15 protein-coding genes are annotated in these 16582 nt (G+C 72.5%); 2 read left to right on the top strand and 13 right to left on the bottom strand.

Annotation, left to right across the window (positions count from 1 at the left end; translation table 11 throughout):
- Positions 1–180: 180 nt before the first annotated feature.
- From C1701_RS22155 to C1701_RS22145, 3 genes are all read right to left on the bottom strand, one after another.
- Positions 181–1434, bottom strand: coding sequence for an SPFH domain-containing protein (locus C1701_RS22155; protein WP_026418784.1), 1254 nt, complete (start codon positions 1432–1434; stop codon positions 181–183).
- Positions 1435–1486: 52 nt separating this feature from the next.
- Positions 1487–1930 carry an NfeD family protein gene (locus tag C1701_RS22150; protein WP_026418783.1) on the bottom strand — a complete coding sequence of 148 codons (444 nt, stop codon included), beginning with the start codon at positions 1928–1930 and terminating at the stop codon, positions 1487–1489.
- A 90-nt stretch (positions 1931–2020) separates the two neighbouring features.
- Entirely contained in the window at positions 2021–2863 is an 843-nt protein-coding gene (locus tag C1701_RS22145; RefSeq protein WP_103057147.1) for a DUF3097 family protein, read from the bottom strand.
- A 118-nt stretch (positions 2864–2981) separates the two neighbouring features.
- On the opposite strand from C1701_RS22145, the gene C1701_RS22140 reads away from it, so the two are divergent.
- Positions 2982–3776, top strand: a complete 795-nt coding sequence (locus C1701_RS22140) for a hypothetical protein (protein WP_103056540.1) — start codon at positions 2982–2984, stop codon at positions 3774–3776.
- 156 nt (positions 3777–3932) lie between these two features.
- On the top strand, positions 3933–4793 hold the full coding sequence (locus C1701_RS22135) for a hypothetical protein (protein ID WP_155886125.1): 861 nt from the start codon (positions 3933–3935) through the stop codon (positions 4791–4793).
- A gap of 167 nt (positions 4794–4960) precedes the next feature.
- On the opposite strand, the gene C1701_RS22130 is transcribed toward C1701_RS22135, so the two are convergent.
- The 10 genes from C1701_RS22130 to C1701_RS22085 form a co-directional block, all read right to left on the bottom strand.
- The gene (locus C1701_RS22130; protein ID WP_026418779.1) at positions 4961–6007 is read right to left on the bottom strand and encodes a ferrochelatase; all 1047 of its coding nucleotides are present in this window, start codon (positions 6005–6007) and stop codon (positions 4961–4963) included.
- Positions 6008–6106: 99 nt separating this feature from the next.
- Positions 6107–6874, bottom strand: coding sequence for an enoyl-ACP reductase FabI (fabI, locus tag C1701_RS22125; RefSeq protein WP_026418778.1), 768 nt, complete (start codon positions 6872–6874; stop codon positions 6107–6109).
- A 49-nt stretch (positions 6875–6923) separates the two neighbouring features.
- Positions 6924–7628: a 3-oxoacyl-[acyl-carrier-protein] reductase gene (fabG, locus tag C1701_RS22120; RefSeq protein WP_026418777.1), complete on the bottom strand. Its 705-nt coding sequence runs from the start codon at positions 7626–7628 to the stop codon at positions 6924–6926.
- A 142-nt stretch (positions 7629–7770) separates the two neighbouring features.
- Complete coding sequence (locus C1701_RS22115; protein WP_026418776.1) at positions 7771–8733, bottom strand: VWA domain-containing protein; 963 nt, start codon at positions 8731–8733, stop codon at positions 7771–7773.
- Between the two features lie 8 nt (positions 8734–8741).
- Positions 8742–9695 (bottom strand): DUF58 domain-containing protein, encoded by a 954-nt coding sequence (locus C1701_RS22110; protein ID WP_026418775.1) that lies wholly within the window; start codon positions 9693–9695, stop codon positions 8742–8744.
- Complete coding sequence (locus tag C1701_RS22105; RefSeq protein ID WP_245588797.1) at positions 9692–10687, bottom strand: AAA family ATPase; 996 nt, start codon at positions 10685–10687, stop codon at positions 9692–9694. The genes C1701_RS22110 and C1701_RS22105 overlap by 4 nt, the downstream gene beginning before the upstream one ends.
- An 855-nt stretch (positions 10688–11542) precedes the next feature.
- Complete coding sequence (gene mobA, locus C1701_RS22100) at positions 11543–12136, bottom strand: molybdenum cofactor guanylyltransferase (RefSeq protein ID WP_030226842.1); 594 nt, start codon at positions 12134–12136, stop codon at positions 11543–11545.
- Between the two features lie 433 nt (positions 12137–12569).
- Positions 12570–12923 (bottom strand): hypothetical protein, encoded by a 354-nt coding sequence (locus C1701_RS22095; RefSeq protein ID WP_026418773.1) that lies wholly within the window; start codon positions 12921–12923, stop codon positions 12570–12572.
- A gap of 79 nt (positions 12924–13002) precedes the next feature.
- Positions 13003–15393 carry an ATP-binding cassette domain-containing protein gene (locus tag C1701_RS22090; RefSeq protein WP_026418772.1) on the bottom strand — a complete coding sequence of 797 codons (2391 nt, stop codon included), beginning with the start codon at positions 15391–15393 and terminating at the stop codon, positions 13003–13005.
- 352 nt (positions 15394–15745) lie between these two features.
- Positions 15746–16156, bottom strand: a complete 411-nt coding sequence (locus C1701_RS22085; protein ID WP_026418771.1) for a VOC family protein — start codon at positions 16154–16156, stop codon at positions 15746–15748.
- Positions 16157–16582: the final 426 nt, after the last annotated feature.

Genomic DNA, 16582 nt, shown 5'->3' with positions numbered 1-16582 from the left:
GCCGCGAGGGGTCCCCCGGACGCTGAAGCATCGCCGGGGGACCCTGCCACGCTGCGCAACTGTTTCCCGATTGTTCCGCGATGAGAACGGTGGTCGGTCCACAAGATCGGAGCTTTCCAACCCGAAAGACGGGTCGCCGAGCTAGACACTGACCGACGGATCACCCGCCGGCCGGTCGGCTCAGTCCCGCCGCTCCGGCTCGGTGGTCTTCTCCGACGCGGCCCCGGGAACGGGGGGCTGGGGCGCCGCCTGCCCGAGCGCCCGGCCGGCTGCCCCGGCGGACGGCGTGGCCGAGGGGGAGGGGCTGTCCCCCGGTCCCCGCAGTCCGGCGACGGGGCCGGGGACCTCCTTGCGGGCGACCTCCTCGGCGGCTCGGACCGCCTCGGCGACCTTGGGGTCGGTCGAGGTGTCGAACCAGGCGGCCACGGCCTCGTCCTCCGCCTCGGGGCGGGACTCGGGGACCTCCTCGGTGGGCGGCTCGTAGCGGAAGACCCCGTCCTCGCCCGGCGCGCCGAGCATCCGGGCGAAACCCTCCAACGACTTGTTGAAGTCGCTGGGGATCACCCACACCTTGTTGGCGTCGCCCTGCGCCATCTGCGGGAGGGTCTGCAGGTACTGGTAGGCGAGCAGCTCGGGAGTCGGCTTCCCCGCCTTCACCGCGGCGAACACCTTCTCGATCGCCTTGGCCTGCCCCTGCGCCTGGAGGTACCGGGCGGCGCGCTCACCCTGGGCGCGCAGGATCGCCGACTGCCGCTCGCCCTCGGCGCCGAGGATCGCCGCCTGCTTGGACCCCTCCGCCGCGAGGATCTGGGACTGCTTCTGCCCCTCGGCGGTCTTGATGGCCGACTCCCGCTCACCCTCGGCCGTGAGGATCATGGCGCGCTTCTCCCGGTCGGCGCGCATCTGCTTCTCCATCGAGTCCTGGATGGAGGGCGGCGGGTCGATCGCCTTCAGCTCCACCCGCGCCACCCGGATGCCCCACCTCCCGGTGGCCTCGTCGAGGACACCCCGCAGCTGGCTGTTGATCTGGTCGCGGGACGTCAGCGTCTGCTCCAGGCTCATCCCGCCCACGACGTTGCGCAGCGTCGTGGTCGTCAACTGCTCGACACCGACGATGTAGTTGGAGATCTCGTAGACGGCGGCCCGGGGCTCGGTGACCTGGAAGTAGACGACGGTGTCGATCGACACCGTCAGGTTGTCCTCGGTGATCACGGGTTGCGGCGGGAACGACACGACCTGTTCCCTCAGGTCGATCCGGGCCCGCACCCGGTCGAAGAAGGGTACGAGGAAGTTCAGCCCCGGAGCCGCGACCGTGCGGAACCGGCCCAGCCGCTCGATGACCGCCGCGGTCGCCTGCGGGATCACCAGGACGGCCTTGGCGACGATCGTGATGACCAACAACACCACGACCGCCAGCACGATCACTGACGTCATCAGTGTCCACCTTTCTTGTCAACGAGCGGGGAGGTCCCCTGGTGGGAACCGGTCAGGAGGGCAGTTCCCACGGTTCCCGCCACACCACGGCGGTCGCTCCCCTGATGTCGAGCACGACGACCTCCTGCCCCTCCTCCAGGACCTGGGTCTCGTCGAAACTGCGGGCGGACCACACCTCCCCGGCGATCCGCACCCGCCCGTCCTGGGAGTCGGTCGTGGCCACCACCGTCGCCTTGCCTCCGATCAGGGCGTCGGTGTGCATCCTGACCTCGTCACCCACCCGCATCCGGCGCTTCAACGCGGGTCTGGCGAGGGTGACCAGCCCCAGCGAGACGACGGTGAAGACCACGACGTCGACCCACAGCGGCAGGCCCAGCCCCGCCGAGGCCGCCGCGGCGAGCGCGGCCAGGCCGAGCATGACGAGGACGAACTCCCCGGACAGCACCTCGGCGATGATGAGCACCGTTCCCGCGATGACCCACAGCAGCGCCGCCATGCCTCCATGGTGGCAGACAGCGCCCGGTTCCGGGTCAGGAAGCGGGGGCCGGTGCACGAGGGGCGACAGGGGTTGCGCCGTCCGGAGGCCTCAGCCGGCGCGCTCGGCGTCCGGTTCGGTGACGAAGTCGATGAGGCGTTCCACGGCGTTGATGAGCGGCGTCTCCAGGTCACGGAAGCTGTCGACCCCGGTCAGCACCCGGCGCCAGCCCGAGGCGGCGTCCGACCAACCGAGTGCGGCGCACACCCCCTCCTTCCACTCGCGCCCCCTGGGCACCTCCGGCCACGCGGTCACCCCCACCGACGTGGGGCGCACGGCCTGCCACACATCCACGTACGGGTGACCCGTCACCAGGACGTGGTCGCTGCCCGGGAGCGAGGAGAGCTCGGCGACCAGCCGGGACTCCTTGCTGCCCTCGACGAGGTGGTCCACCAGCACGCCGACCCGGCGGCCGGGCCCCGGGGCGAACTCCACCAGGCGGTCGGCGAGGTGGTCGACGCCGCCGAGGGGCTCCACGACCACCCCCTCCACCCGCAGGTCGTGCCCCCACACCCGTTCCACCAGCTCGGCGTCGTGCGTTCCCTCGACCCAGAGCCGGCTCGCCCTCGCCACCCGGGCCCGCAACCCGTCGACCCTGGTCGAACCGGACGCGGAGCGGGACGCCGCCGGCACGGGGGCAGCGGCCGGGCGCGGGCGCACCAGGGTCACGGGACGTCCCTCGTGCAGGAAGCCCGCCGCGCGCAGTGGGAACACACGGCGGCGGCCGTGCCGGTCCTCCAGCACCACGCCGCCGCCGTCCACCCTCACGACGGCGCCGCAGAACCCGCTCACCGGGTCCTCCACCACCAGGCCCTCCTCGACGGGCAGCTCCGGTACGGACCGACGTGGCCGATGGGGGTCGAGGCCGGGCAGGCCCGGGTTTCCGAACGGCATGGTCGACAACGGTAACCGGAGGTGGCGCCCCGGGTGTTCCGGGCGGGTCCCGGCGGCGGGAGCGGACTGGTGGTGGCCCTTCGACGTCTGGCCACCCGACCGAGTACTCTCGTGCGCCGTGCCATCCCCGAGTGCGACGATGGTCATCTGGACATCCGCCTGGCTGCGCGGTTCGGCCGCCGCCGATGATGTGCTTGATGCCCTGAACATCTGGGCCGAAGCCCACGAGGTACGAGCGGCTGACGACCAGACCGCCGCGACCCTGGACCTGCCCGGCCCCAACGACGGTCCGACCGGTCTCGCCATGCTGCTCGCCGCTCTGCGGCGCTGTCCCGAGACGAACGCGCGCCTCGTCCTCCCCGTCGCGGGTGACGTGCGCGGTCTCGGCGGTCCTGGCCCGTTCAGCGAGGCCGCGCTGCTCGCGGGGGAAGCCGTCGTGCTTCCGGAGGCGGGCATCGGTCTGGTCCCCCGGCCGGGGCCGGAGGGGCTGATGCGCTGGAGCGTCCACGAACTCCCCGAGATGCCACCGACACCCCTGCACCCCATCGGTGAGGCCGAGCACGGTCTGGCCGCGGCGATGCGGCAGGCGGCGACCGCGCTCACCGAGCTGGGCGTCGCCCGGAAACGCCCCGGCGTGCGCGAGGAGATCGCCGCGGCCCTGGCCAACACGCCCCGTCCTGAGTGGCCGGAGGCGATGCCGCAGCGCGCGCTGCGCGTGCTGGAACGGTCCGCCGAGGTGGCGGCGATCCTGGACGTCGCCAGCAGGGACGCTCCGGGGGGAGCGTTGTCGGCTTCGGCGGCCCGCGCCCGCGACGAGGCGTTGCGTCCCATCTTCAACGCGGTCCGCGCCGCCCGGATGACCGCCGTGGACGACGCGGCACGGGTCCTCGGCGACCGCGCGGCCCGACACTGACGACCGGACCGGGGGTGGTCGACGACCAGGGCCACCCGTACCCGGCGGTGCTGGCAGGCGGAGTCGCGGGACTTCGCCGACGTGCGAGAGGATGACCGCGTGCGACAAGGCGGCGGAGAGAAGGCGAAGCTCGCGGACTGGTCGGATCGAGCGATCGTGGCGATCAGATCCCGGGATCCCGAACAGCTCGACCGCGTCGTGCACGAGGTGCGCGCGGCGGGGAGCCTCGGGGCGCTCCTCCGCCAGTGGACGACGACGATCGTGCGGTTCGCTCCGCACGACGAGGCGGGTGGCATCCAGGTGCCGGCCCCGGCCCAGGACGATCCGAGCCGGGAACTGACCATGCAGGCCGTCGGCCAGCTCTTCCAGGCGACGGTGGCGGGTGACACCGACGCGGCCCACCGGATCTGTGAGGCCGTGGCGGCCTGGCCGGCCGAGGCGCAGTCGGCGATCAGCTCGACCGTGGCACGCATCGTCGACAGCACGATCTCCCCGCTCGCGGTCCCCTCCCACTACCTGGTGCTGCTCGACTGGCTCGCGGTGATCCCCCGGGGGGAGGAGGACCAGGCGGTTCTGGAGGACCTGCTCGTCGTGATCAGCAGGATGTGGCACGGCGACGGGTCGGAGGGCGCCCGGGCCGCGGGGGTCCTGCTGACGGGTCCCGACCGGCTACGACGGGCCATCACCCTGCTCGCGCGGGTCCTCGGTTCCCGGCTGCCCCCCGGCTCCCAGGTCACCGCGCGGGTGATCGAGACGAAGGAGGGCTCGGCGGGCACGATGACGGCCGAGCTGGACACCGCCACGACGAACCCGGAGCTGGTGGAGGACTCGCGCCGACGCGCGCTGCTGCTGGCCGGGCGGGCGATCCGGGACATGGCCAACGGTGAACCCGACCGGGTCCGGTCTGATCTGGACCGGGTCGCGGAGGACACCGAGACGTTGGGCACCATCGCCCTCGTCCTGTGCTACATGTTCCGCAGCCGGATCCTCGGCATGGAGCCCGTCGTCGAGAACTGACGCTCCCCTTCGGTGTCCCCCGAGTGCCCGCACCGGCGTACGCGGGGTCCGCCGGTCCTCGCCGTCGCCCCCGTGGGCGGCCGCAACCGGAACACCCCCGGTGGCCGGGGGCGCTCAGCCTCCGCTCACCTCGGCCGCACCGCCCGCCGAGGCCCGCCGCGTCCGCCTCAGCGGTGGGCGCCCACCCGTTCGCAGCAGCCCACCGCGCAGGGTGCCCCGTTCACGGTGCACCCGCCGGAGACCAACTCGGACAGCTTGCGTCTCGGCGCGTCGGACACGTGCTCGCGCACCAACTCCACGACGAGTTCGGCGAAGCGGCGGTCAGCTCCCGCCGTCGCGGCGCGGGCGAACCCGATCCCGCGTTCCTCGGCGGCCTCCCTCGCCTCCTCGTCCAGGTCCCACAGGATCTCCAGGTGGTCGCTGACGAACCCGATCGGGGAGACCACCACGGCCGGCACCTCGGCCGGGTCGAGGGTCTCGATGTGGTCGACGACGTCGGGTTCCAGCCACGGGACCTGCGGCGGGCCGGACCTGGACTGCCAGACCACGTCGTACTCGGTGGCTCCGAGTTCGGCCGAGACCAGGCGGGCCGCCTCGGCCACCTGCCGCGAGTAGCGGTGCCCGCCCTCGGAGGCGGGGCCGGCCACGGCGTCGGCGGCCGTGGGCACCGAGTGGGCGGTGTAGATCACCCTGGCCGAGGCGCGTCGTTCCTCGGGGATCTCCTCCAGCGCCGCACGCACCGCGTCGGCGTTGGCGGCGACGAACAGCGGGTGGTCGAAGAACTGGCGTAGCTTGACCAGTTCCGGGGCCCGCTCGCCCACCGCGTTCCTGGCGCGCTCGATGTCCTCGTCGTACTGCCGGCACGCCGAGTACCCGCCGTAGGCGCTGGTGGCGAAGACGAGGGCCCGTCGAACACCGTCGGCGGCCATCCGCGCGACGGTGTCCTCGACCATCGGTTCCCAGTTGCGGTTGCCGAAGTACACCGGGAGGTCGAGTCCCTGGCGGTCGAGCTCGATCCGAACGCGGTCGATGATGTCGCGGTTCAGCTGGTTCAGCGGCGAGACCCCGCCGAAGTGCAGGTAGTGCTCGGCGACGTCGTCAAGCCGTTCCGGCGGGACCCCGCGTCCTCGCGTCACGTTCTCCAGGAACGGGCGGACATCCTCAGGGCCTTCCGGCCCGCCGAAGGACAGCAGCAGCACGGCGTCGTAGCTCACGTGCCTTTTCTACTCCGCTGCCCGGTTCTCGGCGGCAGGGGGTGGCACCGGCTGTGGCGGCGGCCATAAGCCCCTCGGCGGGCCGTGGCTGGCGGTGCGTCAGACGCCGACCGCGTGGAAGCCGCCGTCAGCCATCACGATGGAACCGGTGGTGCTGGGCAGCCAGTCCGAGAGCATCGCGCACACCGTGCGGGCCACCGGCTCGGGGTCGGTGACGTCCCAGCCGAGGGGGGCGCGGCTCGTCCAGGCGTCGGCCAGGCCCTCGAAACCGGGGATGGACTTCGCGGCCATCGTCTTCAGCGGTCCGGCGGAGACGAGGTTGACCCGGACCCCCCTCCCGCCGAGGTCCCGCGCCAGGTAGCGGTTGGTGGACTCCAACGCCGCCTTGGCGACGCCCATCCAGTCGTAGACGGGCCAGGCCTGCCTGGCGTCGAAGTCCATCCCCACGACGGAGCTCCGCTCGGCGAGCAGCGGCATCAGCGCGGTCGTCAGGGACTTCAGCGAGTAGGCCGAGGTGTGCATGGCCGTGGCGACGTCCTCCCACGGCGCGTCGAGGAAGCCACCTCCCAGGCAGGACGGCGGGGCGTACCCGATGGAGTGGAGCACGCCGTCCAGCCCGTCCACGTGCTGTCCCACCCGCTCGGCGAGGGTGGCGAGGTGCTCCTGGTCCGTGACGTCGAGTTCGACCACGGGCGCCGGCGTGGGCAGTCGACCGGCGATGCGCTCGACGAGGCTGAGCCGGCCGTAACCGGTCAGCACCACCGTCGCGCCCTCCTCCTGCGCCTTCCTCGCGACGTGGAAACCGATCGAGGAGTCGGTGATCACACCCGTGATCAGGAGGCGCTTGCCCTCCAGCAGTCCGGTCACCTGTGTCGTCCTTCCTGGTTGCTGTGCTTGGAGTGGTGGTCGGGGAGGGTCAGTGCCCCATGCCGAGGCCGCCGTCGACGGGGATGACCGCGCCGGTGACGTAGGCGGCGGAGTCCGAGGCGAGCCAGGTCACCGCCGCGGCGACCTCCTCCGAGGTGGCGTACCGGCCCAGCGGGACCTGGCCGAGGATCTCCTCACGCCGCTTCTCCGGGAGCTGGTCGGTCATGTCGGTGGCCACGAATCCCGGCGCGACCACGTTCGCGGTGATGTTCCGGGAACCCAGTTCCCTGGCGATGGAGCGGGCCATCCCGACCAGACCGGCCTTGCTCGCCGCGTAGTTCACCTGGCCGGCGGAACCGGTCAGCCCCACCACCGACGAGATGAAGACCATCCGGCCCCACCGCTTCCTGAGCATGGCGCTCGCCGCGTGCTTGGCCACCCGGTAGCTGCCGGTCAGGTTCGCGTCGAGGACCCGGGCGAACTGGTCCTCACTCATGCGGAGCAGCAGGGTGTCGTCGGTGATCCCGGCGTTGGCGACCAGCACCTCCACCGGACCGTGCTGCTCCTTGATCTCGGCGAAGGCCGCCTCCACCTGGGCGGCATCGGTGACGTCGCACTTCACCCCGAGCAGTCCCTCGGGGACGTCGCTGCCCCGGTGGGTCACGGCGACCCTGTCGCCCTGCGCCGCGAAGGCCTGGGCGATCGCCAGGCCGATGCCGCGGTTTCCTCCGGTGACCAGAACCGACCGTGCCAAGACGTCCTCCTGCGAGCCGATGGAGCGAGACTGGACGCAACGCTATGGGACGCCTCCCGCCGGCCGACATGCGGCGTCCTACAAGGAATGCGCTGATTCCCCGTTCGTCGGCCACTTGTGCGGGGGTGGGGGCCGGCTCGGGTCAGATGCCACGCCTGGTGATCAGCAGGGATGAGGTCCCGGCGAGCACCGCGACGACGGTGCCCAGCACGAACCAGGGCTTGGAGGCGTCGACCTGCTGGAGTTCGTAACCGATCTGCTCACCGAGCGTGTCGTACACGCGGTGGAGCTCCTCGGCGCTGGCCGCCTTGTAGAACTCGCCGCCGGAGATCTCGGCGATCTGCTCCATCATGACGTCGTCGACCGGGACGTCGATCTCCTGCCCCTGGATCTCCACCCGACCGGAGTCGGTGCCGAAGGAGATGGTGGAGATCGGCACCTCGGCCTCGGCAGCCTCCTCGGCCGCGTCCAACTCCAGCTTGCCCACGGTCCGCTTCCCGTCGGTCATCAGCACGATGCGGGCGGGTGGTGGCCCCTCGGCACCGCTCACGATGGCCCCGAAGGACTCGATGGCCGCCAGGGAGGCGGTGATGGCCTCCCCGGTCGCGGTGGCCTCGGCCAGCCGCAGCCCCTGGATCGCCTGGACCACGGTGTCCCGGTTGACGGTGGGCGGCACCAGGACCGTGGCTGACCCGGCGAAGGACACCAGCCCGACGTTGACCCCGGGGGTCATGCCCTCGACGAACTCGGCGGCGGCGTCCTGGGCCGCCTCCAACCGGCTCGGCTCGATGTCGGTGGCCTGCATCGACAGCGACACGTCGATCGCGAGCATCACGGTGGCCCGGTTCCGGGGAACGCGGTCCTCGGTGGTCGGGCCGGCCAGACCGACCGTGAGGAGCACGAGGGCGACGCCGAGCAGGCCCGAGGGGGTGTGGCGCCGCCATCCCGGGGTGGGCGGGGCGACCCTGTCGAGCAGCTCCAGGTTGGCGAAGCGCAGGGCGTCCCGTCGTCGGCGGCGCATCGCCAGCAGGTAGCCAACCGCCAGCGCGGCCACCCCGAGCAGGAGCAGGAACCACCATGGCGTGGCGAAACCACCGAACGCCAGGCTCGGCATCAGCGCGTACCCCCTGACCACTGTCGTTTGCGCGTCACGACGAACCGCACGATGTCGGCGATCCAGTCGGAGTCGGTGCGGAGGGTGAGCTGCGCGCCGCCGGCGCGCCGCAGTTCCCGTCCGACCTCGGCCCGGTGGGCCGAGGCGGCGGCGGCGAAGTCCCGGCGGAGCCTCGGGGTGGTCTCCACCTCACGCTGCCGCCCCGTCTCCGGGTCGGCGAGGACGACCGTTCCCACGTCGGGGAGTTCGAGGTCACGGCGGTCCAGCACCTCGACCGACAGCAGCTGGTGCCGGGCTCCCAGCGCCCGCAGGGGACGGACCCAGTCCAGGGGGCCGAGGAAGTCCGAGATCACCACCACCAGGCCCCGCCTGCGCCTCGGCCTGCGAAGTTGTTCCAGTGCCGCCCCGAGGTCGCCCCGAACACCCTGCTCCGCCCGAGGGGTGTCGGCGATCTCCTTGATCAGGGACCTGAGGTGTGGCAGCCCGCTCCCCGGGGGGAGCCGACGCGTCCGGTCACCGGTGGAGATCACCGCCCCGACCCGGTTGGCCCCGTTCCTGGTGAGGTAGGCCAGGGCGGAGGCGGCGGCCACCGCGAGGTCCCGCTTCTCGCAGTTCACGGTGCCGAAGTCGAGGCTGGCCGAGAGGTCCATCACCAGCCAGGTCTCCAGCTCCCGGTCGGCGGCGGTGTCCCGGATGTGGGGTTCCGTCGTCCGCGCGGTGACCGCCCAGTCCATCAGCCGGACGTCGTCCCCCACCTGGTAGACCCGGGCGTCGCCGGGCTCGCTGCCCGGCCCGGGCAGCAGGCCGAGGTGGTTGCCCTGGAGCAGCCCGTCCAGCCTCCTCCGAACCACGAGTTCGAGTGACCGCAGTGCCGCCTCGGGCCGCCCCGGCCGCGTGGTCGGAGGCGCCCAGGCGGGTCGGGGCTGGTCGGGCGTGGTCCGAACTCCGGTCACGGCAGCGGGTGGGCGGGGTTGTGCACGACGGGTGCCGGCATGCTCGGCTGCTGCGGGCGGGCGGAGACCTGCGGCAGCGGAACGGTCTGGAGCACGCGGGAGACCACGTGGTCCACGGGCACGTTGTCGGCGAGAGCGTCGTAGGAGAGGACCAACCGGTGTCGGAGCACGTCGGGCGCGATGTCCACCACGTCCTGCGGGAGCACGTAGTCCCGGCCCCGCAACAACGCCAGCGCGCGCGCGGCCGCGACCAGTCCCAGGGTGGCTCGGGGGGACGCGCCGTAGGCGATCCAGTCTGCGACGTCGGCGAGACCGTGTTCGGCAGGGGTGCGCGTGGCCACCACCAGGCGCACGACGTAGTCGACCAACGAGTGGTGCACGAAGACCTGGCTCGCGACGTCCTGGAGCCTGCTGAGTTCGCGCGGGTCGACGACCTGCTGGGGTTCCGGGGTCCGGACGCCCATCCGGTAGACGATCTCGCGTTCCTCCTCCGGGCTGGGGTACTCGACCTGCACCTTGAACAGGAAGCGGTCCCGTTGGGCCTCAGGCAGGGGGTAGACCCCCTCGTTCTCGATCGGGTTCTGCGTCGCCAGCACGAGGAAGGGCTGGGGCATGTCGAAGGTCCGACCGCCGAGGGAGACGTGGTGCTCGGCCATCACCTCCAGCAGGGCCGACTGCACCTTCGCCGGGGCGCGGTTGATCTCGTCGGCCAGTACGAAGTTCGCGACGACGGGACCGAGTTCGACGTCGAAGGCTTCCTTCCCCTGCCGGTAGATCCGGGTGCCGAGGATGTCGGCGGGGACGAGGTCGGGGGTGAACTGGAGGCGGGAGTAGGAACCTCCGATGACGCGGGCGACGGTCTCCACTGCCAGCGTCTTGGCGACACCGGGCACACCCTCGAGCAGGATGTGGCCCCTGGCCAGCATCCCGACCAGTATCCGCTCGACCAGTCGATCCTGGCCAACGATCACCCGCTTGATCTCGAACACCATCCGTTCGAGGACCCCGGCGTCCTGTGCCGGAGTGCTGGCCGGGTGACTGTCCACGGTCTGGTAACCGGACGCCTGGCCCCCCTGGTCCGTGCCGGCCTGCCCGCCCTCGGTCACTCTGCCTACCTCCTGCGACAAAACGTCTCGTGGTGCCTCGGTGTCCGGCATCCGCGGGCTGGGGTGACCCCCGCCCCCGCCGAGGCGACCGGACCACCCCGGCGGACCGCCGGACGACGGGCACCACCGTATCGCCGAACCCCCGTGGACCGCTGCGGACTCGACACGTCGGCGAGTGCGGACAGCTAACCCGAACAGGGGTGTGGCCGCGGTCAACTGGTCACGGCGCCCTCGGACGTGGTCCCGGCGCGAGCCGGGGGGCGGGTCCTCGCGCCGGGCCGCGGCACGGCGCCGCGCCCCGGCCGTCAGCGAGACGCGCCCCTTCGCTCCTCCTCGTCAGCCACCGCCTGGCTCCGCGCACCCGACCCGAGCTGGCGATCCGCTCTCCACGGGCCACTCACGGCGCCCCGTCCGCCCCCACCCGCGATCCCGTGGGGCTCGCTGCCGGGTCCGGGCAGCTCGTACTCGGCGACGGGCACGGTCCGATCCACCCCGCCGCGCGGTCGGTCCTGGCTCCGTGACCAGGCAGCGCCTTGGCACCGGTGAGGATGGCAGGCGGGCTGGCGCATGGGGGTGGATGCCTCGGTCAGGGGCGGCCACCAGGGGCCCGCCGTGCGTCCGCGACACCGGGGGGCGGGTGGCCGGTGGGCGGCGGTGCGGGCGGAGTGGAGGCTGTCGACCGGACCGGTTCCCGCCAGGACGGACGGCTGGCCGCTCACGCCAGAACGGATGGGTGGCCGCTCAGGCCAGTTCGTCGGCCCGCGCGGCCGCCTCCCTGTCGTCCACGTCGAACGCCTCGGCACCGACCGAGGGCACGTCGACGGCCGGCAGCGCGCCCAGGGTGGACCGCAGGGCGGCGTGCGCGGGATCCTCGGGGACCGCCGAGCGCAGGGCGTCCAGCCGCCACAGGCTCACCAGCCACTGCCTGCGTCCCGCGTCATCGACGAGCACGGCGCCGCTGCCGGTCGTCCCCACCAGCGCCACCGCCAACCGGTGCAGGGTGCCCGGGGTGAGGAAGGGGTGGTCCGCGGCGAGGAGGGCCACGAGGGGGATCCCGGGGCGGGAGTCGGCGGGAGGCAGCAGGTGGAGGCCGGCGGCGATCCCGGCGACCGGCCCGCCGCCCGGGGGCCGTTCGCGGGTCCAGCGGACCACCGCGCCGGTGGGACGTTCCGGTCCGACCACGACCGTGTCGGTGCCGGTGGGTACGGCACCCAGGACGCGGTCCAGCAACGTGGCCCCGCCCACCCGCAGCGTGGTCTTGTCGCCTCCCCCGAAACGGCGGGAACCCCCGCCGGCGAGGACCAGCGCGTGCTGGACGGGAGCTGCGCTCGTCACGGTGCCCTCCTGGTTCGGGCCGTCCTCACCCGGTCGGCCGGTGCGCTCCGCCGTCGGGTCCGGGCCCTCCGGCACCTCGCCTCCCTGGTGGGGAGGCGTCCCTGGCAGGTGTTCCCGATCGCTTGGGCGGGGCTTGCCGCCTCACGATCCCCCGCCCCTGCTCGGTTGTCGACCGCGAGGTGCCCGGGCGCCACCTCCCGTGGGGCCGGGACCGGGGACGCGGCGAGCGGGTGCACGACGGGCCGGGCACCGGCGCCGGGTCGGAACTCAGCCCCCGCCAGTGTCGGCACCCGGGCCGAACGGCCGATGGCCCGATGGGGCAGCGGTGCGCCGCGGGTGCGGAGGCGCGAGGGAGGAAAGGGGTGGCCGTGGTGCGGGGCGTCAGCCACCGGCCACGTCGGACTCCGGCGACGGCTCCCCGCCGCCCGTGCGCTCAGTCGCGCAACCGGACGATGACCGTGACCCGCCCGCGCTCGTCCCGGCACGCCACGGCGTGCCCGGCGCGCGGGGCACCGTCGAGTTCCAGGCTCAGCGGCCCGCCGGTGCCCGTGAAGTTGCGCCACCAGTTCTTGGCGTCCGGCAGCTTGACCGGGATGCGCACGTACTCGCCTCGGCGTCGGTAGGCGACCGGGATCGTGAAGCTGCGGCCCGAACGGCGGCCGGTGTAGGTGACGGTGGTCAGGTAGCGGCGGACCCAATGGCCCCACCGGGGCGACTCGCGCTGGGCGACGGCACAGGTGTTGACCCGGTCGACGACCCGCCTGATCCGAACCCCTCCACGACGCATCCGCGTACCCCGATCCATCTTGTGCGGTCGTCCCCACCCTACCCAGATCGACGCGACCACCGGTCGAGCCCTCTGCCGGTCAGGCGCCCGCGTAGGCCGCCAGGTGTCGGCCGGTCAGCGTGGACCGCGCCGCGACGAGGCTGGCGGGGGTCCCTTCGAACACGACCCGGCCGCCGTCGTGCCCGGCACCCGGCCCGAGGTCGATGATCCAGTCGGCGTGCGCCATCACGGCCTGGTGGTGCTCCACGACGATGACCGACTTCCCGGAGTCGACGAGCCGGTCGAGCAGGCCGAGGAGTCGTTCCACGTCGGCGAGGTGCAGGCCGGCGGTGGGTTCGTCGAGGACGTAGGCACCGCCCTTCTCCGCCATGCGGGTGGCGAGCTTGAGGCGTTGGCGTTCACCACCGGACAGCGTGGTCAGTGGCTGTCCGAGCCGCAGGTACCCCAGGCCCACGTCCACGAGGCGTTCGAGGGTGGTGTGCGCCGCCGGCACCCGCGCTTCGCCGGCACCGAGGAACTCCTCCGCCTCGGAGACCGACATCCCGAGCACCTCGCTGATGTCGCGCCCTCCGAGTCGGTGCTCCAACACCGAGGCCTGGAAGCGCCTGCCCTCGCATTCCTCGCAGGTGGTGGCGACACCGGCCATCATCCCGAGGTCGGTGTAGACGACACCCGCGCCACCGCAGTTCGGGCAGGCCCCTTCGGAGTTGGCGCTGAACAGCCCCGGCCGCACCCCGTTGGCCTTCGCGAAGGCCTTGCGTACCGGGTCGAGCAGGCCGGTGTAGGTCGCCGGGTTGCTCCGGCGGGAGCCCCTGATGGGGGTCTGGTCGATGGACACCGCCTGGACGTCGGCGGGGAGCGACCCGTGCACCAGCGAGCTCTTCCCCGAACCGGCGACGCCGGTGACGACGACCAGCACGCCGAGTGGGATGTCGACGTCGACGTCCCGGAGGTTGTGCCTGGTGGCCCCCCGCACCTCCAACCTCCCGGTGGGCGTGCGCACCACCTCCTTGACGGAGACCCGGTCGTCCAGGTGCCGTCCCGTCGTGGTGCCGCTGGACCGGAGGCCCTCGACCGTGCCCTCGAAGCAGACCGTGCCGCCCGCGCCGCCGGCTCCGGGACCGAGGTCGACCACGTGGTCGGCGATCGCGATGGTCTCCGGCTCGTGCTCCACGACCAGCACCGTGTTGCCCTTGTCCCGGAGTCGCCGCAGCAGGTCGTTCATGCGTTGGATGTCGTGGGGGTGCAGGCCGGTGGTGGGTTCGTCGAAGACGTAGGTGACGTCGGTGAGCGAGGAGCCGAGGTGCCGGATCATCTTGACCCGTTGCGCCTCACCACCCGACAGGGTTCCCGAGGGCCTGTCCAGGGAGAGGTAGCCCAGGCCGATCTCCACGAACGAGTCGAGGGTGCGCCCCATCGCGTCCAGCAGCGGCGCCACGGAGGGTTCGTCGAGGCCGCGGACCCACTCGGCGAGGTCGCTGATCTGGAGCGCGCAGACGTCGGCGATGTTCCTCCCCTGGATCCTGGACGACCGGGCCGCCTCGGCCAGCCTGGTGCCGTCGCAGTCGGGGCAGGTGGCGAAGGTGACCGCCCGGTCCACGAAGGCCCGGATGTGCGGCTGCATGGCCTCCCGGTCCTTCGCGAGGAAGGACTTGCGCACTTTGGGGATGAGTCCCTCGTAGGTCAGGTTGACACCCTCGACCCTGACCTTGGTCGGTTCGTGGTGGAGGAAGGCGTCCATCTCCCCGCGCGTGTACTCCCGGATCGGCTTGTTCGGGTCGAGGAGGCCGGACTCGGCGTAGACGCGGACGGTCCACAGGCTGTCCGATTTCCAGCCCGGGATGGTCAGCGCGCCCTCGGCGAGGGATTTGGAGTCGTCGAAGAGCTGGGTGAGATCGAGGTCCGAGACCGTTCCCCTGCCCTCGCAGCGCGGGCACATGCCCCCGGTGCGGGAGAAGGTCTGCCTGACGGTCCGGCTCGCTCCGCGCTCGACGGTGATCGCGCCGTGGGCGCGGACCGAGGGCACGTTGAAGGAGAAGGCGTTCGGCGAGCCGACGTGGGGTTGGCCGAGCCGGCTGAAGAGGACGCGCAGCATCGCGTGGACGTCGGTGACGGTGCCGACGGTGGAGCGCGGGTCCGACCCGAGCCGTTGCTGGTCGACGATGATGGCCGTCGTCAACCCTTCCAGGACGTCGACCTCGGGTCTCGCGAGGGCCGGTATGAACCCCTGGACGAAGGCGCTGTAGGTCTCGTTGATCAACCGCTGGGACTCCGCCGCGATCGTGCCGAACACAAGCGAGCTCTTGCCCGATCCGGAGACGCCGGTGAACACCGTCAGCCGACGTTTCGGGATCTCCACGCTGATGTCCCGAAGGTTGTTCTCCCGGGCACCGTGCACGCGCAACACGTCGTGGCTGTCGGCGGCCAGTCCGGCGGACGAGGGGGAACCCGTCCTCGCGGCCCTGCTCATCGTGGTCTCCCTCCCCTGGTGGGGTGCGGTCGTCGGGGTCCGCCGTTCGCGGTCGGGCGCCGCCCGCGCCGGGGACGTCGGAGGACGACGGGCACGTGCCGTTCGCGGTCGGTGCGGTTCGCGGGGAACGGGGAACGGGGACGCCCCGGGCGGAGTCCCCGGCAGCCGGTCCGCGCCCCGGGGTCGGAGCGCCAGTGCCGGCGCCCCGCGCACCCGAAACCTGACCGGCGCCCCGGTGCCGGGTGGTCGGGCCTGCTGACAGCGGCCGAGCCCGGAACGGCGACGGCGGCGGTCGGCGCCCGAGGAGGCCCGGTCGTCCCACGTGGCGCGGCGGCCCCGGGCGCTGGGCGGATCAGCGCAGTTCCTGGATGCGGAGCAGGTTGCCCGAGGGATCGCGGACGGCACCATCCCGAATCCCGTACGGCTGTTCCACCGGGTCCTGGACGATGTCGGCGTCCGCCTCGCGCAGCCGGTGGAAGGTGCCGTCCAGGTCCTGGGTGGCCAGGAGGATGCCGGCGTAGGTCCCCTTGGCCATCATCTCGGTGATCGCGCGCCGCTCCGAGTCCGTGACACCGGGGTCGGCGGCCGGGGGTTGGAGGACGATGGACGTGCCGGGCTGGCCGGTGGGGCCGACCGTGATCCACCGCATCCCCCCGTACCCGACGTCGTTCCGGACCTCGAAGCCGAGGACGTCACGGTAGAAGACGAGGGAGGCGTCGGGATCGGTGTGCGGGAGGAAGCTGGCGTGGATGGTGACGTCCATGTCGGCCAGGCTAGATGCGGCTCGGCACCCCCGCTTCTCGGTTCCTGACCGGACCGGTGCCGCTGCTGGTGACGTCCGCGCCCGGGGTCGGGAAGCGGTGGGTGGTGCCGTGCGGGTGGCTGGCCGGCACTGCTCGCGCCTGACGACGCGGCACCGGTTGGTGACGCGGCCGGTGGCAGGGTTCCCCACCGGCCTGGGTCCTGGTGCCTCCTGGCCTCGGCGCGGAGGGCTGGGAGGGGGACGTCCGGCCCGAGGATCACCGCTCGTCCCACCGCCGAAGGGCCGGGACCAGTACCGCTCGGTGCCGTTCCTCGCCTCGCCGGAGGGACCGCCCCCGCTCCCCCGTTACCTTTTCCGTAGCTCCTGATCAAGGAGTCATGGTCGCCAGGCCCGGCATGACTGACGCCCCCGGTCGAACCCATCGTC

It is taken from the genome of Actinoalloteichus sp. AHMU CJ021, from assembly GCF_002895405.1.
Lineage (GTDB): Bacteria > Actinomycetota > Actinomycetes > Mycobacteriales > Pseudonocardiaceae > Actinoalloteichus_B > Actinoalloteichus_B caeruleus.
Note: the sequence above shows the minus strand (reverse complement) of the source record. Positions and strands in the feature narration are given on the sequence as shown.